Genomic DNA, 18,992 nt, shown 5'->3' with positions numbered 1-18,992 from the left:
AACAGGCGTTGGGCTTCTTATCCGCAGCCCGCAATGGGCGCAACTGAAACTGGGCGCAACTGAAAGGAAGCGGCTTTCATCCAGCGCCACATTCGCCTAAGCCGCCACCCATGACCACCCGCCCGCCCATGAAGCTGCTGATCGCCGCCCCCCGCGGCTTTTGTGCCGGCGTCGATCGCGCCATCATCATCGTCGAACGGGCGATCGAAAAATATGGCGCGCCGGTCTATGTCCGGCATGAGATCGTCCACAATAAATATGTGGTCGACAGCCTGAGGGCCAAGGGCGCGATCTTCGTCGAGGAACTGGACCAGGTGCCAGATGGCTTCCCCGTGGTCTTTTCCGCCCATGGCGTGCCCAAGGCCGTGCCCGCCAAGGCTCAGGAACGGGGCCTCGACTATCTTGACGCGACCTGCCCGCTGGTCAGCAAGGTCCACCGCCAGGCCGAACGGCAGGTGGACGCGGGGCGCCACATATTGTTCATCGGGCATAGCGGCCATCCCGAAGTGATCGGCACTTTCGGCCAGGTCGATGCGGGCAGCATGACGCTGATCGAGACGGTGGAGGATGCGGAAAGCTTCACCCCCGCCGATCCCGGCAATCTCGCCTTCCTGACGCAGACGACGCTCTCGGTGGACGACACCGCTGCCATCGTCGCCACCCTGCAACGCCGATTCCCGGCGATCCACGCCCCCAGGGGCGAGGATATCTGCTACGCCACCTCCAACCGGCAGGCGGCGGTCAAGGCGATCGCCGGACAGTGCGACGCCGTCTATGTGATCGGCGCACCCAACAGTTCCAATTCGCTGCGATTGGTCGAGGTGGCGGAGCGCGAAGGCGCCCCCGCGCGCCTCCTCCAGCGGGCCGACGAGGTCGATTTCGACTGGTTGGCCAGCGTGCGGACCCTCGGCCTGACGGCCGGGGCCTCCGCCCCCGAAGTGCTGGTGCGCGAAGTGGTCGACCGGATCGGCGAACGATTCGCCGTGGCCGAGGAACAGGTCGAAACGGCCAGAGAAAGCATTTCCTTCAAACTTCCTCGCGGTCTGGAGGCCGCCTGAATCCGATGGCCGTCTACACCCAGGTTCCCGCCGAAGACATCGACGCTTTCCTCACCCGCTATGACGCAGGTCGTCTCGTGTCGGCCAAGGGCATCGCGGAGGGGGTGGAAAACAGCAATTACCTGCTGGAAACCACGGGCCATGACGGCAATGGGCATCGTTATATCCTGACCCTTTACGAAAAGCGGGTGGATGAGGCGGACCTGCCCTTCTTCATGGACCTGCTCGACCATCTGGGTGCGCGCGGCTGCCTGGTTCCCCGCTTCATCGCGGATCGGGAGGGCAAACGCCTGCAGCAATTGGCCGGGCGGCCTGCCTGCCTGATCGAGTTCCTGACCGGCATCTCCGTGACCGAGCCGACCGTGGGTCAGGCGCGGGCGGCAGGCGCGGCGCTGGGCGCCATGCACAGGGCGGCGGAGGGTTTCACCGGCGAGCGCCGCAATGCGCTCGACCTGCCCGGCTGGCACGATCTCGCGGCCAGATGCGGCGAGGATTTCGACCGGATCGCGCCGGGCCTGGGCGCCCGCGTGGCGGAGGAGCTGGCTTTTCTCGATGCGCACTGGCCCGCCGGCCTGCCCCGCTCGGTCATCCATGCGGACCTGTTTCCCGACAATGTGCTGATGCTGGGCGACGAGGTGACGGGCCTGATCGATTTCTATTTCAGCTGCACCGATATCCGCGCCTATGATCTGGCGGTGACGCACAGCGCCTGGTGCTTCAGCCAGGACGGCGCGACCTGGTTCGGAGAGCGCGCCAAGGCGCTGGGTGCAGGCTATGAGGCCACCCACGGCCTTTCGGCAGCCGAACGCACCGCCTTCCCGATCCTCTGCCGGGGCGCGGCGCTGCGGTTCCTGCTGACGCGGGCCTATGACTGGATCAACACCCCCGCCGACGCGCTGGTGATTCGCAAGGATCCGCTGGCCTATCTGCGGCGTCTCGATTTCTATGCCGGTGCCAGGCCGGCGGACCTGCTTGGCGCATGAGCGACCTGCCGCAAGTCGAGATTTTCACCGACGGCGCATGCAAGGGCAATCCCGGCCCCGGCGGCTGGGGCGCGGTGTTGCGATTCGGCGACAAGGAAAGGGAGATTTCCGGCGGCGAGGCGCAGACCACCAACAACCGCATGGAGATGATGGCGGCGGTGCAGGCGCTGGAGACATTGAAGCGCCCCTGCCAGGTGACGCTCTACACCGACAGCAAATATGTGATGGACGGCATCACCAAATGGGTCTTCGGCTGGCAGAGGAATGGCTGGAAGACGGCGGACAGGAAGCCGGTCAAGAATGCCGAAATCTGGCAGGAGCTGGTGAAAGCCGCCGCTCGTCACAAGGTGACGTGGCAATGGGTGAAGGGGCATGCCGGCCATCCGGAAAACGAGCGCGCCGACCAGCTCGCCTGCGCAGCGGCGGAGAGTTTCCGGAAATAGGTAGCAAATGTTCGCGCTTATGGGCGGGAAAGCAAGAGCGCCCCGACTGTCTGGCCGGGGCGCTCTTGCTTCCAGGCTTTCGCCAGCCTCAGGCCGCCTTGCGCGCCTTGGTCAGCTTCTTCATCAGCATGTCGCGCTTCAGGCGCGAAAGATGGTCGATGAACAGCACGCCCTGCAAATGATCCATCTCATGCTGGAGGCAGGTGGCCAGCAGCCCTTCCAGCTGCTCCTCATGAATCCGGCCGTCACGGTCCATCCAGCTTGCGCGGATCGACGCGGGCCGCTCCACCTCGGCAAACTGGTCGGGAACCGACAGGCACCCCTCATTGTAGACCGAAAGATCCTCCGACCCTTCCAGAATTTCCGGATTGATGAACACCATCGGCCGCTTCACCGGCGGCGCGCCTTCCTCATCCGATTCCGGTTCCTGAAGGTCGATCACCAGCACCCGCTTGGGCACGCCGACCTGGATCGCGGCGAGGCCGATACCCGGCGCGTCATACATGGTCTCGAACATATCGTCGATCAGACGCTGCAAATCGTCATCGATCGCCTCCACCGGAGACGAGATGGTACGCAGGCGCGGATCGGGCGCCTCCAATATAGTTAGAATGGCCATGACCGTAAAATAATCCGGCGTCCGGGAAAATTCAAGCGACCGCCAAAGTCAGGAAATAGGCCGCCGCGCCCGCAAAGCCTGCGCCAGCGTGCCCTCGTCCAGATAGTCCAGTTCGCCGCCAACCGGCACCCCATGCGCCAATTGGGTCAGCCGCACGGGAAATCCCTCCAGCCGCTCGGCCAGGTAATGGGCGGTCGTCTGCCCTTCCAGCGTGGCGTTCATCGCCAGCACGACCTCATCGATGCCGCCCGCCGCGACCCGTCCGACCAGCGCGTTGATCGTCAGATCCTCCGGCCGCACCCCCTCCAGCGCGGAAAGCCGCCCGCCCAGCACATGGAAACGCCCCGGAAACAGGCGCGACTTGTCGAGCGCCCAGAGATCCGCCACATCCTCCACCACGCAGAGCGCCCGCCCATCCCGCCTGGGATCGGCACAGATGCCGCAGGGATCGACGGTATCGACATTGCCGCATATGCCGCACGTCACCAGCCGGTCATTCACGGCGTCCAGCGCGCGCAACAGCGGCTCCAGCGCGGATTCGCGCTTCTTGAGCAGGTGCAGGACGGCGCGCCGCGCAGACCGCGGGCCAAGGCCGGGCAGGCGGGAGAGCGCCTGCGTCAGCGCTTCGATCTCGGGAGAAGCCATGGAACCGGAATAAGGGCTTGCAAGTCATGGACACAAGGAGTTTGAGAGGCGTCCTCTGAAATACATATCCGGCAAGTTTCAGAAGGCAGCGTCCGCCGACGACCGAAACCCGATAAAAGGCCCGCCATGCGTATCGTCTATATGGGAACTCCCGATTTCGCCGTTCCGGCGCTGGGCGCACTGGCAAGGGCCGGGCATGAGATCGCCGCCGTCTACAGCCAGCCGCCCCGGCCCGCAGGGCGGGGCAAGGCGCTGCGCCCCTCCCCCGTCCATGCGAAGGCGGAGGAAATGGGCGTCGAGGTGCGCACGCCCGTTTCCCTGAAGGATGCCGAGGTCCAGGCCGCCTTCGCCGCGCTCGAGGCGGATGTCGCGGTGGTGGCCGCCTATGGCCTCATCCTTCCCGGAGCGATACTGGATGCGCCCCGCTTCGGCTGCATGAACATCCACGCCTCGCTCCTCCCCCGCTGGCGCGGCGCGGCGCCGATCCAGCGGGCCATATTGGCGGGCGACAATGTCACTGGCGTCACGATCATGGATATGGAGGCAGGCCTCGACACCGGGCCGATGCGGGCCAAGCATGTGACGCCGGTGGAGGGCAAGACGGCGGGCGAACTGACGCAGGAACTGGCCGGTGCGGGCGCCGAACTGATGGTCGAGGTGCTGGACGATATCGCCCTCCACCCGCCCGTCCCACAGCCGGAAGAAGGCGTCACCTATGCGGCCAAGATCGACAAGGCGGAAGCGCGGATCGATTTCAGCCGCGACGCGCATCAGGTCGAGCGGCAGGTGCGCGCCTTCAACCCCTTCCCAGGCGCCTTTTTCGAATATCGCGGCGAGCGCTTCCGCATCCTCGCCGCCCATGCCGAAGAGCATGGCGGCGCGGCAGGCGAACTGCTTGACAACAGTCTGCTGATCGGCTGCGGCCACGGCGCCATCCGGCCGACGCTGATCCAGCGCGCGAGCAAGGGCGCCATGTCGGTGGGCGAATTGCTGCGCGGCTACGATATGCCCGCAGGCAGCCGGATCGACTGACAGGCATGACACGCTTCGCCTTCACCGTCGAATTTGACGGCCGCCCTTTCATGGGCTGGCAGCGACAGGCCCATGGCCCCAGCGTGCAGCAGGCGATCGAGGACGCCATTCACGAGGTGACCGGCGAACGCGTCGCGATCCATGCCGCGGGCCGCACCGACGCCGGGGTGCACGGCATCGCCATGCGGGCGCATGCGGATATCGGCAAGGCCATCACCCCCTTCCGCCTGATGGAGGCGCTCAACGCCCTGCTGCGGCCCCATCCGGTCGCCATCCTCGCCTGCGAAACGGTGCCGCAGGAATGGCATGCCCGTTTTTCCTGCTTGGGGCGCTCCTATGTCTATCGCATCGCCAATCGCCGCGCGCCATTGACCTGGGAAAGCGGTCTTTGCTGGCGGGTCATCCAGCCGCTGGACGAAGCCGCGATGCAGGAAGCCGCGCAACTGCTGGTCGGCCGCCATGACTTCACCACATTCCGGTCGGTCCATTGCCAGGCCGAAAGTCCGGTCAAGACCCTCGACCGGCTGGACGTGGAGCGTATGGGCGACCGCATCGCCATCCATGCGGAGGCACGGTCCTTCCTGCATCATCAGGTGCGCTCGATGGTCGGATGCCTCGCCATGGTGGGCATGGGCCGCTGGTCGCCCGGCGATCTGGAGGCCGCACGCGACGCGAAGGACCGTGCCGCGCTCGGCCTGAACGCGCCGCCCGACGGTCTCTATTTCGTGCGCGCCCTTTATCCGGGCGAATGATCAGAGGCTGGTGCGGAACGGGGTGAAATTCGTGCCCTCGTCATAGACGTCCAGCCCCTCGGCGCGCTTGAGACCGCCCACCACCATATAGGTGACCGGCGTCAGCACAGCCTCCCACCCGACCTTCATCGCCCAGTTGGTGATCATCACGGTCAGCACCTGATCATTGGTCCAGACGCCGTAAAAGGCCAGGGGATAGAAGAAGATGCTGTCGACGCCCTGCCCCACGACGGTCGATCCGATAGTCCGCGTCCACAGATATTTGCCCTGCGTCAGCAGCTTCATCTTGGCAAGGACGAAGCTGTTGGCGAACTCTCCGGCCCAGAAGGCCGTGACCGAGGCGAAGACGATGCGCCAGGTGCTGCCGAACACGGCTTCATAGGCCTTCTGGTCGGGCCACCCCTCGGCCGGTGGCAGCTTCACCACCACCCAGCTCATCAGAGCCATGAACAGCATCGCGCCAAAGCCCGCCCAGACGCAGCGCCGCGCCCGCGCATAGCCGTAGACTTCGGTCAGCACGTCCCCCAGCACATAGCCGAGCGGGAAGAAGAGGATACCGGCGCCGAAGGTGAAGCCGCCCACGGTCGAGAGCTTGGCTGCACCGATCAGGTTGGAAAGCAGCAATATGGCGACGAAGGCCGCCATGCAGAAATCGAAATAGCGCAGCGGACGCGCGCCCAGCGCATCCGCATCGATTTTCCTTATCACCGGATCGGTCATAGGCCATCTGCATAAATGGCCGCCGGGCAAAAGCAATGGCATGATTGCGTGCGAGGCCAAGCCCCGCTATCGAACGGCCCGACGGCCCCGTAGCTCAGCTGGATAGAGCATTCGCCTTCTAAGCGAATGGTCACAGGTTCGAATCCTGTCGGGGTCGCCACTCTCTTGAAGGACATCGGGCTTGAAGGGCATTGGGGCGATCAGCAAGCCGCCCATGGCGCTAAAAGCCTTTCTGAAAATGCGCCTTTGCATGCATCGCGGCACCGGCCCTCTCCCCCACCCGGCCACCCAACGGCAGTATTCTACGGGTGGCCGGGTGGGGGAGAGGGCCGGTGCAGTCCCGAATGCGCTCTTCCGCGCATTTCCATACAGGCTCTAAGACCCCGCCAGGCTCTTTCTGAACAGGTTCCTGACCTGCCTGGCCTCCCAAAATCGCCCGATGAGGTAGAGCGCTGCGAATAGCCCCGCGAAGACATAGGCGGCAATGGGCGAGGATTTCTTCTTCTCGTCGCCGGTCTTGTCGGCATCCTTCTTTTCGGGCGCGGGTGCTCCCAATGCCTTGTCTATCGGGTTCATCGGCAAGGGCGTTTCCTTCTTCGCGTCCTTTTTGGAATGATCGGAAGTCTTCCCGGTCCCCTTCTCCGACTTGGCCGCCGGTTTGTCGAAGTGGGCGATGGCGATGGTGAGCTGGCCCATGGCGAGGAACAGCAAAGGCGCAAGAAAACAGTATAGCAATGCGCGGCTGGTCAGGTGATAACGCAGAACGGAGCCCGCCACATCCTTTTCCACCTGCAATGTGCCGCCATCGAAGACGGCCATCTTATCCTGGGCGGCCTGATCCTTCTTGCGGAAAACCAGCCTGTCATTTGTCCGCTCATGGGTGGTGCCTGGCTGCTGGAACAGCGGGTCGAGCTTGCCGAAGATATCATCGCCCGACTGATCCGGCGACAGCGCCACGCTTCCCTTGATGTGCCAGATCCAATCGACGAAACGCGCGTTCATCCCATCTCCTTGCGGAGGAGTTTTCTTCCATGCGGCGGCAGGCAGTATCGATCCGCTCATTCGGCAGGCATCGGCATCGGCGACGCAAATCGCGCCTTAATCGCCTTGTAGCCCTCCGTGAAGGGAAAGGTCATCTGTTCGCGGATCGACATGCGGCGCCCGCCTTCCATGCCCAGCAGTTCCGCCTCGCCATCCACGCAAGTGCCGAACATCCGGTCGATGAAGATATAGGTGTTGGAATAATTGCTGCGGGTGGCTTCGAAGTCGCGCGAATGATGCAGGCTGTGATGCTCGGTGGTGTTGAAGAGGAATCGCCACCAGCGCGGCGTGTTGAAGCGGACGTTGATATGCTGATAGGTCGAAATCGACATGCCGATCGCACCGGCGAGAAGGGCAGCGCGAGGCAGGAAGTCGAAGAAACCGCCAATGCCCAGGCCGATCAGGAAGAGTTCGACCGGATTGCCGACTGCTCCCTTGTTGATGTTCAACTGGGTGATGTAATGATGCACGGAATGCGGGAGCCAGAGCGGATACCAGTTGTGCATCCCGCGATGCATCCAATATTGCCCGAAATCGAAAATGAAAGAGATCAGGAAGGCCTGGACCAGCAACGGCAGGCTCATGAACCAGATGAACTTGTCCCAATGAAATTGTTGCTGGATCGCTTCGATCATGGCCCCATCGCCAATATAATTGTCGACCGTGCGGAGCAGCGTGTAGCCCAGACCGACATAGAAGAGGTCGGTAGCCAACTCTTTCCAAGTCAGGCGCCAGCTTTCATAGCGAGGATAGAAGTATTCGAGCGTCAGAAGGAGAATTTTGAACCCGATACCGATGCCTATGGCAGTCGATGCCTTGGCGATGGAATTGGGAGCGTAGTACCAGAATATGATCAGCGCGAACAATATTGCGGGTTGGAAGCAGGTGAAGATGAATTGCTTCACCGGGCCGCCCTCTACCCGGGGAATATTTTCCCAACCGATCGTGACCGGCGACTGCGCGCCTATCAGCCTTTTACCTACGCGAACTCCCTGCATGCGTCACCCTCGTAATATTAGGTCACCCATTTCAGTAATACTTATTTAAAAGATGGTAATACGAAATATTCGTCGCGTCCATAGCTTATCGAAAATGCTGTTCCAGGCCGTCCGGCAAGTTGCGAAACGGCGCCGCTCGTCGGGCCATCATGGGCAATATGATGCAGGATTTCCGCGCTCTCTGGCGGGTTGAAGGCGTTCGGAGCGAATATGGGCGACGATCGCCTGGGCACCGGGCGCGATGTTCGGAGGGCGCGCGGGCATGCCCGTCCCGTCCATTGTCAGGAACAGGTGATTCGGGAACGCTGCCTTTCGCAGCGATCGATCGGGATCAGTCTTCGCCCGATGGGACAGCGCCCATCAACGCCGGGCGCGCGATTGTCCGCTGAAGCATCCGCGGCAAGCAGTACCTGCTTCTCCGCGAGATGCTTCCAAACTCTATGCGCAGATTGCCGACCGGCTCAGCGCGCGAGAGCGAGCTTGACCGCAGAAGCGTCCGACGCGGCGGCCTGCCGGCTCTCAATCTGCCTGCGGATATCGGCCACTACAGCGGCGCGGCAATCCTGCGCCTTGCGTTCGAGCGCGAGGTGCACGCTCGCCACGCTGTCGCCACAGACCGAGCGGGCCGCCTGATCCATGCGGATGGCGAGTCGCTGCTGCCCGTCAGCCGTGGCGAGATCCAGTCCGTTGAGGTGCAGCACCGCCTGATCGCGGGCGAACGGGTTTTCGCCGCCAGCCGCAACGGCCGAGGTGGCAAAGGCCAGCGAGGCCATCGCCAGAAAGCCAATCTTCATCATCTTCTCCCAAGCACATATAGAGCATCACTCGCCGGTGATTACCCCTCACATAGCGCCAACCAGGAGAACAGACAATCGAAGATCATCAAATCATCTTGCGAAAGCCAACTATCTTTGAAGTATTACCAGATAGGCCAGCTCAGTAATATTTCCCAGCATGCCGCCCGGCAACTTGATATCGGTCGTTATCTGATTGCCCTTATCCGGCTCCAGGGTCGTGACTGCAATGTTCCGAGCGCCCGGCATGGACCAGGCACGCACCGTTTCGACCGGAAGCAACGCCTTCCATCGGCGCCCGCCTTCCGCCTGAACCGGATGTCCGTTGATCAATATTCGCGCTTGCGGGTTGGCACGAGAGGCTGACACCAGCAGGCAGTCCCCATCCGCGCACGAGACCAGCCGGGCGCTTTGACGGGGCGCGGCCATCGCGGGCGCCGCTGCGGAAATCGCCCATGCTGCGCCAACGAGCGCAAGCCCTTTCAAGAGGCCGGTCCGGCCCCCCTGGGAGGAAAAGCCAGCCATGATGCTCATCTGCGACCTTCAACTTGCTCTGGGAGGTCAAGAGTGCGCTGCGACGGAAGGTCCGGGCAGGGGCAAAATCATGATGCCGGTCATAGATCGCGCCTATGGCCTTGGCTGCGCGCGAATACGGCGAAACACCTCGTCGATGAACAGCTGGGTGGCGGTGTTGCGCTCAGGCTCGGCCCGGGCCAGCAGGAAGATATCATAGGCCGGTTCGAAATCGCCATGCAGCAGCGGCCAGAGCGCGCCGCGCGCCACTTCGGCGCGAACGGCGGACATGGGCAGGAAACCCATGCCCACTCCGCACAGGATCAGCCGCCGTGCCTCGTTCATGTCCCCGGCGAGGCCAGTCACCCGTGTGCCGAGGCGGTACCGGCGGCGCAGCTGGGTAATGCTCTCGATCTCGTCTTCGCTCATGAGCACGAAGGCTTCGTCGGCAAGCTCCCTGGGCCGGGTGATCCGGTAACCGAACAGGGGATGGCTGCGGCCGCAGTAAAGCTGCTGCCGTTCGACGAACAGGGGTTCGTAGACCAGTCCGCCGCGCACGCCGGTGTCATGTCCGATGCCCACCTCCACCTCGCCCGCCTCCAGCGCATCGAGTAGCCGGCGCCATGGGGAAACGCGGATTTCGATCTGGATGTCGGGATTGCGCCGGTGGAAGCTCGCTATCGCCTCGTCAAACTCTGGCGAGACGATGGCCGAGACGATCTGGATCCGCACCAGCCCCTTGATGCTCTTGGTAGCCTGCGCGACCTGATGCGGCATCATCCTGGCGGATTCGAGCATGTCCTCGCACAGGGCCATCATCGCCTTTCCCGCAGCGGTCATTTCGACCCCGCTGGCCGTGCGATGCAACAGCGTGGCGCCGACGTGATCTTCCAGGCGTTTGAGGGCAGCGCTGATGCTGGGCTGCTGCTTGTTGAGCTGCCGCGCCGCCGCCCCGATGCCGCCTGCCCGCACAATGTCCACGAAGGTGCGCATCAGGTTCCAGTCCACGCGGCTGGCGAACTTCCTGTCGGTCCAAGGCGTGCGTTCGCTCATGCGTCATCGGTCCCGTCGGCGGTCACGCGAACAGCGGTATCTACCTGTTCTTCTTCAGTTCCGACCTGGACCACCAGGTGAGCGTATGCTCGTCATGCGCGGTGGTCCACACGCCCGCACGGGTATAGCGCAGGGCGCCGCTACCCGCAGGCTTGCCGACGCGCGCCTTCACCGTGGAGGATGCGGCGTCGATCACAGCGAAGACCTGGTCGTCGGTGGTGCGCAACCAGACCTTGCCACCGCCCGTATCGATATCGCCCCATTTGAGATTGTCGCCCACCTTGATGCGGCCGCCCAGTGCATTGGTGGCCGGATCGATGCGCGCGACCGTGCCGTCGCCCTGTTCTTGCACCCAGACCGAATCCTCGCCGGCCGCGAGGAAGCCCGGCTCCCTGCCGAGCGGCACCCTGGCAACGACGCTGTTGGTGGCGGGGTCGATCCGCTGGAGCGACGCTTGCGTGGCGCTCACTGCCCAGAGCGAATCGAAGCCCCAGGCAAGATACCATGTACCCGGATCGACGGAGACGGTCGCCGCCACCGCATTGGTGGCGGGATCGATGCGGGAAACCACGCCCTTGCCGTCGCTCGCCACCCAGACCGATCCCGCGCCCGCAACGACGTTGAGTTCACCCTGGGGATTGGCGATGCCGGTCGGGATCGTCGCGATCACGGCTGCTGTGCGCAGGTCGATGCGGACGACGGCGCCCTTCGCGCAATCGGCCACCCACAGGGAGCCGCTGGCGATGGCCATCGCACCGCAGGGATGCTCCATCGCCACTTCGGCAAGCTTGCCCTTGCGCGACCAACGCTCGACCCGGCCCTTGTTGGTGGTCCAGACGGTCTTGCCGTCGACGGCGAGGAAATCGGCGAAGCCCGGCACGGCGATGACCTTGCCCACCTGCGCGCGAGCCGTGGGTGCGACGGCGGCCATTCCCGCCAGGGCCATCAGAACGAACAAATCGGACTTGCGCATGGATTTTCCCCTGTCGATAGAACCTGCGTCGATCGGACCCGCCGTTCAGCCCTTGCTGGCGATATAGGCGCGCCAGCCGCCCAGGCTGGTGATGTCCTCCGCCCCCTTCAGCGCGCGCGGTTCGGCCACGAAACCCTTGACGCTGCTGCCATCGGCCAGGGTGACGGTGCCGATCGCGAGCGGAGCGGGAACGTCCACGGTGAAGCTGCCGAATTCGGCGACACCCAGTTCATAGACCTCGATCTTGATCGGCGCGCCGTCCTCGGCATGCACCAGCGCGGGCTTGGGCGGCACGCTGTCGGCTATGGCATAAAGGCGGTAGGTCGGCGCCGTTTCAAAGGCGCCGACGAACTTGGCGTCGCGGGAGGTCAGCTGCCAGTGCAGCGGCATGTCCTTCAGATGTGCGCCGACGACGGCAAGCTTTACGGTCTGCATCTTTCCCTCCAGGTCAAGTGGCGGCGGCGGCGGAAGATCCGCCGCCGCGAGATAGGCGTCCGCCGCGTCGAGCAGGGCGCGGTCGGTATCGGCCGGGCCGATCAGGGTGATCCCAAATCCGGTGGCATTGGCGCGAACACCTGCGGGCACGGCAACCGCCGCCATGTCGAGCAGGTTCACGAAATTGGTGTACAGTCCCAGATTGCTGTTGAGCGCCATCGGAGCGGCCAGCATCTCGACGACGCGATAGGTCGTCCCGGTGGTGGGGAAGGCCAGCATGTCGATCGCGTCCCACATCAGGTCGGCCTGACGCTTGAGAGCGGCCATGCGATGGATGCCGTTGAACAGTTCGACGGCGCTGATCGACGCACCCGGCGCCACGACATCATGCACGGTGGGATCGATGGAGAGCGGGTTGCTGGCCAGAATCGCCTCCATCGCGGCGGTTCGCTCCGCCACCCAGGGCCCGCCGTAAAGCAGCTGCGCCGCTTCGAGCAGCGGGGCCAAGTCGATCTCGACAATCTCGCCCAGCGCCGCAAGCTTTTCCAAGGCACGGTCATAGAGATATTCGGATTCGCCATCACCGAACCAGACGCGCTGGTCGCGACGCGGCACGCCGATCCGCTTCACGCGCAGCGCGCGGTCGGCCAGCGACCTGGAATAAGGGTCGGCAACATCGAAACCCGCGACCACCCTGTCCACCAGCCGGGCGTCGGCCGTGTCGTCGGTAAAGACGGTGATGCAGTCTATCGTGCGGCAGGCGGGGACCAGCCCGCGCGTGCTCCAGCGGCCCTTGGTGGGCTTGAAGCCGATCAGATGGTTGAACGCGGCAGGCACGCGCCCGGAACCCGCGGTGTCGGTGCCGAGCGCGAAGGGAACCAGCCCCGCCGCGACCACGACGGACGAACCGGAACTCGACCCGCCACTGACATAGGCGAGGTTGGAGGCGTTGCGCGGAATGCCATAGGGACTGCGCGTGCCGTTGAGGCCGGTCGCAAACTGGTCGAGATTGGTCTTGCCGACGCAGATCGCGCCCGCCGCCAGCAGGCGATCGATCACGCCGGCATTGCCCTCCGGCTCATAGGCGAAGGCGGGACAGGCGGCCGTCGTCTCGAAACCGGCGACATCGATATTGTCCTTCACCGCGAAAGGCACACCCGCCAGCAGCAGTTGCTCTCCCGCCGCGACACGGGCATCGACGGCGCGCGCAGCGGCCAGCAGATCCCTGCGGCTGGCGCGACTGATCCATATATGAGGCTGAACGGCATTATAGGCATCGATGCGGCCATAGACATCTTCCGCCACGGCGAGGGCAGTGGTCTCACCGGCATTGACGGCCGCGGCGATGGCAAGGGCGCTCAGGCGGTCGGGCGCGTTCATGCATGCCTCCGCAGCGCCAGCATCGGCGCGCCAGGCTGGAGCGACTGGCCCACGCGCATGTAGAGCGCCTCGACCGTTCCGCTGCCAGGGCTTTCCACCAGACATTCCATCTTCATCGCCTCGATCACCGCGATCCTGTCGCCCGCAGCAACGGTATCGCCTGCTGCGACGAGCAGGCGCGTGACGCTGCCGCCATAGGGCGCTTCGACGAGGTCCGAACCGTCGGGCAGTTCGATTGCCTCCTCCGCTGGCAGGTCCGCCTCGTTGAGATCGGCCGCATGGTCGAATTCGCCCCGGCGCTGCCATTCGGCCCGTTCCTCGTCGAAGGCAGCCTGCCGGCGCTGTTCGAACTGCGCGATGCCCGCCGCATTGTCGGCCAGATAGGCACGATAGTCCGCGAGCCGGAATTCGGACGGTTCGATCCTGATCGAGCGGCGCCCCGCCGGAAATTCGCGGCGCCACTCGACCAGCTCCTCCGCGCTCACCGGATAGAAGCGGATCTGGTCGAAAAAACGCAGCAGCCAGGGCTTGCCCTCGATGAAGGCGTCGGTCTGGCGATAGGTGTTCCACACCTGAATGGTGCGCCCGAACAGCTGGTAACCGCCCGGCCCCTCCATGCCGTAGATGCACATATAGGCGCCGCCGATGCCCACGACATTGGGCGGCGTCCAGGTGCGCGCAGGATTGTATTTGGTGGTGACGAGGCGGTGGCGCGGGTCCACAGGGGTCGCCACCGGCGCGCCCAGATAGACGTCACCCAGGCCCATGACGAGATAGTTCGCCTCGAATATCAGATTTTCCACCGCGGCCACGTCTGGCAAGCCGTTGATGCGACGGATGAACTCGATATTGTCGGGGCACCATGGCGCATCGTCGCGGACCGTCGCCATATATTTGTCGATCGTCTCGATGGTGGCGGGATCACGCCAGCTCAGCGGCAGATGGACGATGCGCGACGGGATGGTGAAGTCTTCCAGGTCGCCCAGCCGTTCCTCCGCCGCCATGAGCATGGCAAGCGCGGCCTGCTGGTTCATCGTCGCGCCGTCGAAGTGCAGCTGCAACGAGCGGATGCCCGGCACGATATCGATAATGCCGGGCGCGGCGAGACGTTCCAGCTCGCTCATCAGTGCATGGACCCGGATGCGCAGCTCGATATCGAGAACGATCGGGCCATATTCGACCAGGATGTTCCGGTCGCCCTGCTGGCGATATACGGTGCGGGGACGGCCCGGTCCCTCGGCGATCTCGCCAAGGATCGGCGACAGCGCCTCCACCGTTCGCACCGGGCTGGGCGGAGGTACAGCCCCCATCGCGACGAGTTCACGCTGCGCCGCGTCGGCGGCGGCCGCATCCTCGATGGTGACGGGGGTGAAGCGCAGCCTGTCGCCGGGCGAGAGCTGGCCGATCTTCCAGCGGTCGGCGGCGATCACCACGAACGGGCAGACGAACCCTCCAAGCGAAGGGCCGTCAGGGCCCAATATGATCGGCATGTCGCCGGTGAAGTCCACCGCACCGATGGCATAGGGATTGTCGTGGATGTTGGAGGGATGAAGTCCCGCCTCGCCGCCATCGGTGCGCGCCCAGCGCGGCTTGGGACCGATCAGGCGCACGCCGGTGCGGTTGGAGTTGTAATGGACCTTCCATTCCGCGCCCAGAAAGGTCTCGACATCCTGACCGGTGAAGAAGTCAGGGGCGCCGTGCGGGCCATAGAGGACGCGCAGGGTCCATTCATGGGCGATGTCCGGAAGCGCGACGGCGGGCAACGCCACCCCGGCTGCGTCGCCGGCCAGTTGATCGCCCAGATGCAGGGTGTCCCCCGCGAGCAGGCGGCGGGCGGCGTGGCCGCCAAACTGGCCAAGCTCGAACGTGCTGCGGCTGCCGAGATAAGGCGCGATGTCCAGCCCGCCCGCGAACAGGATATAGCCCCTTATGCCGCCGCTCGACGCGCGGCCCAGCGCCAGCGTCCGGCCCGCGCCCACATCGATCGGAACGCCCCGCGCCACCGGCTGGCCGTCCAGCGTCGCGCCGAAATCCGCACCCATCAGGCAGATTCGCGCGGGCGCGACGAAGGCCAGTGTCGGACCGGTGACGGTGGCTTCCAGGCCTGCGGTTCCTTCCGGATTGCCCAGCAGCCGGTTGCCGAGACGGAAGGACTGATCGTCCATCGGACCGGAGGGCGGCACCCCCACGGCCCACAGCTTCTGACGGCCCGGCCAGTCCTGCACCGTTGTCGCGGTGCCGCCGCTGACCACGCGGATCGAGCGCGGACCATAGACCACGCCATCCAGTACGCGGGTGGAAACATCGCCGCTGGTGAAGGCAGGCGTGCGCACGACATCGCGCAGCCAGCGCAGATTGGTTTCGATGCCGTCGACCCGGCTGACATCGAGCGCGCGCTGCGCCGCCTCGACCGCCTCGGCGCGGGTGGGTGCGTGGACGATGAGCTTGGCGAGCATCGGATCGTACCAGGCGCTGACCGTGCTGCCCGCCGAGCACCATGTCTCGACCCGGATATTCGCGGGAAATTCGAGCGCCGTCAGCGTGCCGGAGGTCGGTCGGTAATCGAGCGACGGGTCCTCGGCATAGAGGCGCATCTGCACCGAATGCCCTTTGGGACTGGGCGCGGGACCATCGAGGAAAGCGAAGTCTCCCGCCGCGCCGCGCACCATCCATTCGACAAGGTCGATGCCCATCACCGCCTCGGTCACGCCATGCTCGACCTGCAGGCGGGTGTTCATCTCCAGGAAGAAGAACTCCGCACGATCGGCGTCGTAGAGAAATTCGACGGTACCTGCAGATCGATATTTGGCCGCCTTGCCGAGCCGGACGGCTGCGGCGAACAGGGCGGCGCGCACGGCATCGGGCAGCAGGGGCGCAGGCGCTTCCTCCACCACCTTCTGGTTGCGCCGCTGGAGCGAACAGTCGCGTTCGCCGAGCGCCATGACGCGGCCCTCGCCATCGCCGAACAACTGCACCTCGATGTGGCGCGCCCGCCCGATATAGCGTTCCAGGAAGACCCCGGCATCGCCGAAATTGCTTTGGCCTTGCCGTTTCACGCTGGCGAAGCCTTCGCGCAGTTGCGCCTCATCCTCGCATATGCGCATGCCGATGCCGCCGCCACCGGCCGTCGCCTTGAGCATGACCGGATAGCCGATCGCGCCGGCGGCGCCGACCGCCTCATCCTCGTCGGTGAGCAGGCCGGTGCCCGGCGCCAGCGGCACATCATGGGCGGCCGCCAGCGCACGGGCGCTGTGCTTGAGGCCGAAGGTGCGGATATTGTCCGTCGTCGGGCCGACGAAGACGATCCCGGCATCGGCACAGGATTCCGCGAACTCGACATTCTCGGCCAGGAAACCGTAGCCGGGATGGATGGCCCCTGCCCCGGTCTTCTTCGCGGCCGCGATGATCGCCGGAATGTTGAGATAGCTTTCGGACGCCTTGGCGCCGCCGATGAACACGGCCTCGTCCGCTTCCGACACATGGTTGGACCCTTCGTCCGCCTCCGAATAGACGGCGACCGATTTCAGGCCCATGCGCCGCAGCGTTCGGATGATCCGGGTGGCGATCGCCCCGCGGTTCGCAATCAGGACGGTATCGAAGCTCATGCGCTGACGATCATGCGGACGGGGGTAGGATTGAAGCCGTTGCAGGGGTTGTTGATCTGCGGACAGTTGGAGACGACGACGATCACGTCCATTTCCGCCCGCAAATCGACGGTCAGTCCCGGCGCGGAAATGCCGTCGACAATGCCGAGCGACCCGTCCGGCTCCACCGGTACGTTCATGAAGAAGTTGATGTTGGAAACGATATCCCGCTTGCCGCGCCCTTCGCTGAGATTGGCTTCCAGGAAATTTTCGACGCAGGCATGCTCTGCCTTGGTATGGTGGCCGTAGCGCAGCGTGTTGGACTCGCAGGAGCAGGCGCCGCCGATCGTGTCATGATAGTCGACCGAGGTGGCGGTGATGGTCATCAGCGCGTTACCCTCGTTGGACAGCAGCTTGGTGCCTTCGCGCAGGAACAGATTGCCCTGTGCCGCAACCGTGTCCTGCGCGCTGTAGCGCTCGGCATCGTCCGCGGCGGAATAGAGCAGGAAATCCACGGCCTGATTGCCTTCCAGGTCGACGATCCGCAGACTCTGCCCGGCCATGACATGGTGCAGCCAGGGCGCGCGGGCGGGAACGACGACGTCGTGGATGACGGTGCCGGAAAGGCCGGACAGGTGGGGGTCGGTGTTCATGAACCTCGCGTCCTTTCAGCGGCGGAAATAGTCTTCGACATTGCTGAAGGCGCGCAGGCCCTCCGGCGTGGCCGTGCGCACCGGGTCATCCTCGCCCGTCACCGGCCCACGCCATGCCGAGGCGCGCAGCGGCGTAACGCTCCATTCCGCGCGCGGATCGAGCACATGGGGCACGTTCGCAATGACCAGGATCACGTCCATCTCCGCGCGCAGGACGATGCTGCGGCCCGGCGCAAAGGGCCCGACATCAGGCGTGATGCTGCCGTCGGCTTCAATCCTCGCGCCCTTGAACAGCGTCACGCAGGGATGCACGTCCCGGCGCCCCAACCCATGCTTGGCCACACCGAGCAGGAACCTGTCGCGTCCGCTGGGATAGGAACCGCTGTTGCTGCCCTCGCCATATTTCGCGGCATTGGTGGCAGGGTTGGAGGTGCCGCACAAGGCGTCGTGCGTGCCCGCGTCGTCCATGACGATGCTCATCAGCACGCGGCCCATGTCGGACAGCAGCAGCTTGCCCGCGCCGAGATAGGCGTTCCACTGGACCTTGACCGTGTCGGCGATATTGAGCCGCTCGGTCGGCATCTCGGCGTTGAAGATGAGGATCGAGGCACAGGCATCGCCCCGGAGGTCGATCAGCCGCAGCCGCGACCCGCGCGAAAGGCGCCGCGTGGCATAGCCGCCCGCGGCGATGATTTCCTCCCACACATGATCTTCGGGACCGACTCCCTCGGGAAGATCATCGGCCACCGGAGGCAGGAACGGCATGCTCTCGACGACAGTGCCCGCCATCGCGCGGGCATGGTCGCGCGCCGCAAGCGGATCGGCCAGGGTCTCGGTCATGAATGCGCTCCGATGCTTTTGAAATCATCGCCGCTCTGATCGTACAGCGGCGGCAGGAGGGAGGTGGTGGTGACCAGTTCCAGCTGCTGCACCCCGCGCACGCGACGGATGGCGTCGCACAGTTCCTTCAGCCGCAGGGCCGGCCCCTGCACCAGAAGGACTTCGAGCGACTGGTCGTCCTCCAGCACGACATGTTGCGAGGAGATCACTTCCTTGAGGTAGCTGGCCTGCGTCTGGGAAAGCTGGTGCCGCACCCGGCCCCGCTCGCCCCGGTAGATCAGGGTGATGGTCCCCGCGAGCGTCTCTTCGGGCCGCATGAGCGAGCCATGTTCCGCCAGCGCGTGGCGGATCAGTTCGGAGATGAGCTGCGATCGGGAGGGCAGGCCGCGTTCGGCCACCATCATGTCGAGTTGCCTGAAGAGATCGGCAGGCAGGCTCATGCTGAGTCGCGCCAGACCTGTGGTTTCGGAGCCCAT

Annotated in this window: 19 protein-coding genes and 1 tRNA gene; 6 read left to right on the top strand and 14 right to left on the bottom strand. The window is 64.7% G+C overall.

Annotation, left to right across the window (positions count from 1 at the left end):
- Positions 1-110: 110 nt before the first annotated feature.
- Genes ispH through rnhA form a run of 3 tightly spaced genes read left to right on the top strand, consistent with a single transcriptional unit; the run spans position 111 to position 2,484 of the window.
- Positions 111-1,058, top strand: coding sequence for a 4-hydroxy-3-methylbut-2-enyl diphosphate reductase (ispH, locus tag MJ601_RS07425; RefSeq protein WP_242124904.1), 948 nt, complete (start codon positions 111-113; stop codon positions 1,056-1,058).
- A 5-nt stretch (positions 1,059-1,063) separates the two neighbouring features.
- Positions 1,064-2,041: a homoserine kinase gene (gene thrB, locus MJ601_RS07420; protein ID WP_242124902.1), complete on the top strand. Its 978-nt coding sequence runs from the start codon at positions 1,064-1,066 to the stop codon at positions 2,039-2,041.
- Positions 2,038-2,484: a ribonuclease HI gene (gene rnhA / locus MJ601_RS07415; protein ID WP_242124900.1), complete on the top strand. Its 447-nt coding sequence runs from the start codon at positions 2,038-2,040 to the stop codon at positions 2,482-2,484. The genes thrB and rnhA overlap by 4 nt, the downstream gene beginning before the upstream one ends.
- A gap of 88 nt (positions 2,485-2,572) precedes the next feature.
- Here the strand turns inward: rnhA and def are convergent, their stop codons facing one another.
- Positions 2,573-3,103, bottom strand: a complete 531-nt coding sequence (gene def, locus MJ601_RS07410; protein ID WP_242124899.1) for a peptide deformylase — start codon at positions 3,101-3,103, stop codon at positions 2,573-2,575.
- A 48-nt stretch (positions 3,104-3,151) separates the two neighbouring features.
- Positions 3,152-3,748, bottom strand: coding sequence for a recombination mediator RecR (recR, locus tag MJ601_RS07405; RefSeq protein WP_242124897.1), 597 nt, complete (start codon positions 3,746-3,748; stop codon positions 3,152-3,154).
- 126 nt (positions 3,749-3,874) lie between these two features.
- On the opposite strand from recR, the gene fmt reads away from it, so the two are divergent.
- Together fmt and truA are read left to right on the top strand one after the other, a co-directional pair.
- Positions 3,875-4,780: a methionyl-tRNA formyltransferase gene (fmt, locus tag MJ601_RS07400; protein ID WP_242124895.1), complete on the top strand. Its 906-nt coding sequence runs from the start codon at positions 3,875-3,877 to the stop codon at positions 4,778-4,780.
- A 5-nt stretch (positions 4,781-4,785) separates the two neighbouring features.
- Positions 4,786-5,532: a tRNA pseudouridine(38-40) synthase TruA gene (gene truA / locus MJ601_RS07395; protein WP_242124893.1), complete on the top strand. Its 747-nt coding sequence runs from the start codon at positions 4,786-4,788 to the stop codon at positions 5,530-5,532.
- On the opposite strand, the gene MJ601_RS07390 is transcribed toward truA, so the two are convergent.
- Entirely contained in the window at positions 5,533-6,252 is a 720-nt protein-coding gene (locus MJ601_RS07390) for a queuosine precursor transporter (protein ID WP_242124891.1), read from the bottom strand.
- 83 nt (positions 6,253-6,335) lie between these two features.
- On the opposite strand from MJ601_RS07390, the gene MJ601_RS07385 reads away from it, so the two are divergent.
- Positions 6,336-6,412: transfer RNA gene (locus MJ601_RS07385), tRNA-Arg, on the top strand.
- Positions 6,413-6,627: 215 nt separating this feature from the next.
- Here MJ601_RS07385 and MJ601_RS07380 read toward each other — a convergent pair.
- From MJ601_RS07380 to MJ601_RS07330, 11 genes are all read right to left on the bottom strand, one after another.
- Positions 6,628-7,254: a hypothetical protein gene (locus MJ601_RS07380; protein WP_242124889.1), complete on the bottom strand. Its 627-nt coding sequence runs from the start codon at positions 7,252-7,254 to the stop codon at positions 6,628-6,630.
- A 56-nt stretch (positions 7,255-7,310) separates the two neighbouring features.
- Positions 7,311-8,291, bottom strand: a complete 981-nt coding sequence (locus MJ601_RS07375) for a sterol desaturase family protein (RefSeq protein WP_242124887.1) — start codon at positions 8,289-8,291, stop codon at positions 7,311-7,313.
- A gap of 461 nt (positions 8,292-8,752) precedes the next feature.
- A complete protein-coding gene (locus MJ601_RS07370) occupies positions 8,753-9,085 on the bottom strand; it encodes a UrcA family protein (protein WP_242124885.1) in 333 nt (110 codons plus the stop codon).
- A gap of 111 nt (positions 9,086-9,196) precedes the next feature.
- On the bottom strand, positions 9,197-9,619 hold the full coding sequence (locus MJ601_RS07365) for a hypothetical protein (protein WP_242124883.1): 423 nt from the start codon (positions 9,617-9,619) through the stop codon (positions 9,197-9,199).
- A 93-nt stretch (positions 9,620-9,712) separates the two neighbouring features.
- The gene (locus MJ601_RS07360; protein WP_242124882.1) at positions 9,713-10,651 is read right to left on the bottom strand and encodes a LysR family transcriptional regulator; all 939 of its coding nucleotides are present in this window, start codon (positions 10,649-10,651) and stop codon (positions 9,713-9,715) included.
- 40 nt (positions 10,652-10,691) lie between these two features.
- On the bottom strand, positions 10,692-11,624 hold the full coding sequence (locus MJ601_RS07355; protein ID WP_242124880.1) for a Vgb family protein: 933 nt from the start codon (positions 11,622-11,624) through the stop codon (positions 10,692-10,694).
- A gap of 45 nt (positions 11,625-11,669) precedes the next feature.
- Positions 11,670-13,439 carry an allophanate hydrolase gene (atzF, locus tag MJ601_RS07350; RefSeq protein ID WP_242124877.1) on the bottom strand — a complete coding sequence of 590 codons (1,770 nt, stop codon included), beginning with the start codon at positions 13,437-13,439 and terminating at the stop codon, positions 11,670-11,672.
- Complete coding sequence (uca, locus tag MJ601_RS07345; RefSeq protein ID WP_242124875.1) at positions 13,436-17,044, bottom strand: urea carboxylase; 3,609 nt, start codon at positions 17,042-17,044, stop codon at positions 13,436-13,438. Before uca ends, atzF begins: the two co-directional genes overlap by 4 nt.
- Positions 17,041-17,676 carry an urea amidolyase associated protein UAAP2 gene (locus MJ601_RS07340; protein WP_242124873.1) on the bottom strand — a complete coding sequence of 212 codons (636 nt, stop codon included), beginning with the start codon at positions 17,674-17,676 and terminating at the stop codon, positions 17,041-17,043. The genes uca and MJ601_RS07340 overlap by 4 nt, the downstream gene beginning before the upstream one ends.
- A 15-nt stretch (positions 17,677-17,691) precedes the next feature.
- Complete coding sequence (locus MJ601_RS07335; protein WP_242124871.1) at positions 17,692-18,516, bottom strand: urea amidolyase associated protein UAAP1; 825 nt, start codon at positions 18,514-18,516, stop codon at positions 17,692-17,694.
- On the bottom strand, positions 18,513-18,992 hold the full coding sequence (locus MJ601_RS07330; protein ID WP_242124869.1) for a CopG family ribbon-helix-helix protein: 480 nt from the start codon (positions 18,990-18,992) through the stop codon (positions 18,513-18,515). Before MJ601_RS07330 ends, MJ601_RS07335 begins: the two co-directional genes overlap by 4 nt.

The organism is Sphingobium trunci (genome assembly GCF_022664535.1).
In the GTDB taxonomy this organism is placed as follows: domain Bacteria; phylum Pseudomonadota; class Alphaproteobacteria; order Sphingomonadales; family Sphingomonadaceae; genus Sphingobium.
The sequence above is the reverse complement of the archived record's forward strand: the minus strand, read 5'-3'. Positions and strand labels throughout refer to the sequence as shown.

Bases quoted from the DNA above. Each gene is read 5' to 3' on its own strand.
- recR (WP_242124897.1), bottom strand. From the start codon at position 3,748: ATGGCTTCTCCCGAGATCGAAGCGCTGACGCAGGCGCTCTCCCGCCTG.
- def (WP_242124899.1), bottom strand. From the start codon at position 3,103: ATGGCCATTCTAACTATATTGGAGGCGCCCGATCCGCGCCTGCGTACC.
- MJ601_RS07365 (WP_242124883.1), bottom strand. From the start codon at position 9,619: ATGAGCATCATGGCTGGCTTTTCCTCCCAGGGGGGCCGGACCGGCCTC.
- fmt (WP_242124895.1), top strand. From the start codon at position 3,875: ATGCGTATCGTCTATATGGGAACTCCCGATTTCGCCGTTCCGGCGCTG.
- MJ601_RS07340 (WP_242124873.1), bottom strand. From the start codon at position 17,676: ATGAACACCGACCCCCACCTGTCCGGCCTTTCCGGCACCGTCATCCAC.
- MJ601_RS07355 (WP_242124880.1), bottom strand. From the start codon at position 11,624: ATGCGCAAGTCCGATTTGTTCGTTCTGATGGCCCTGGCGGGAATGGCC.
- MJ601_RS07370 (WP_242124885.1), bottom strand. From the start codon at position 9,085: ATGAAGATTGGCTTTCTGGCGATGGCCTCGCTGGCCTTTGCCACCTCG.
- rnhA (WP_242124900.1), top strand. From the start codon at position 2,038: ATGAGCGACCTGCCGCAAGTCGAGATTTTCACCGACGGCGCATGCAAG.
- MJ601_RS07375 (WP_242124887.1), bottom strand. From the start codon at position 8,291: ATGCAGGGAGTTCGCGTAGGTAAAAGGCTGATAGGCGCGCAGTCGCCG.
- truA (WP_242124893.1), top strand. From the start codon at position 4,786: ATGACACGCTTCGCCTTCACCGTCGAATTTGACGGCCGCCCTTTCATG.
- MJ601_RS07380 (WP_242124889.1), bottom strand. From the start codon at position 7,254: ATGAACGCGCGTTTCGTCGATTGGATCTGGCACATCAAGGGAAGCGTG.
- MJ601_RS07330 (WP_242124869.1), bottom strand. From the start codon at position 18,992: ATGGGCTCCGAAACCACAGGTCTGGCGCGACTCAGCATGAGCCTGCCT.
- thrB (WP_242124902.1), top strand. From the start codon at position 1,064: ATGGCCGTCTACACCCAGGTTCCCGCCGAAGACATCGACGCTTTCCTC.
- MJ601_RS07360 (WP_242124882.1), bottom strand. From the start codon at position 10,651: ATGAGCGAACGCACGCCTTGGACCGACAGGAAGTTCGCCAGCCGCGTG.
- atzF (WP_242124877.1), bottom strand. From the start codon at position 13,439: ATGAACGCGCCCGACCGCCTGAGCGCCCTTGCCATCGCCGCGGCCGTC.
- uca (WP_242124875.1), bottom strand. From the start codon at position 17,044: ATGAGCTTCGATACCGTCCTGATTGCGAACCGCGGGGCGATCGCCACC.
- MJ601_RS07390 (WP_242124891.1), bottom strand. From the start codon at position 6,252: ATGACCGATCCGGTGATAAGGAAAATCGATGCGGATGCGCTGGGCGCG.
- ispH (WP_242124904.1), top strand. From the start codon at position 111: ATGACCACCCGCCCGCCCATGAAGCTGCTGATCGCCGCCCCCCGCGGC.
- MJ601_RS07335 (WP_242124871.1), bottom strand. From the start codon at position 18,516: ATGACCGAGACCCTGGCCGATCCGCTTGCGGCGCGCGACCATGCCCGC.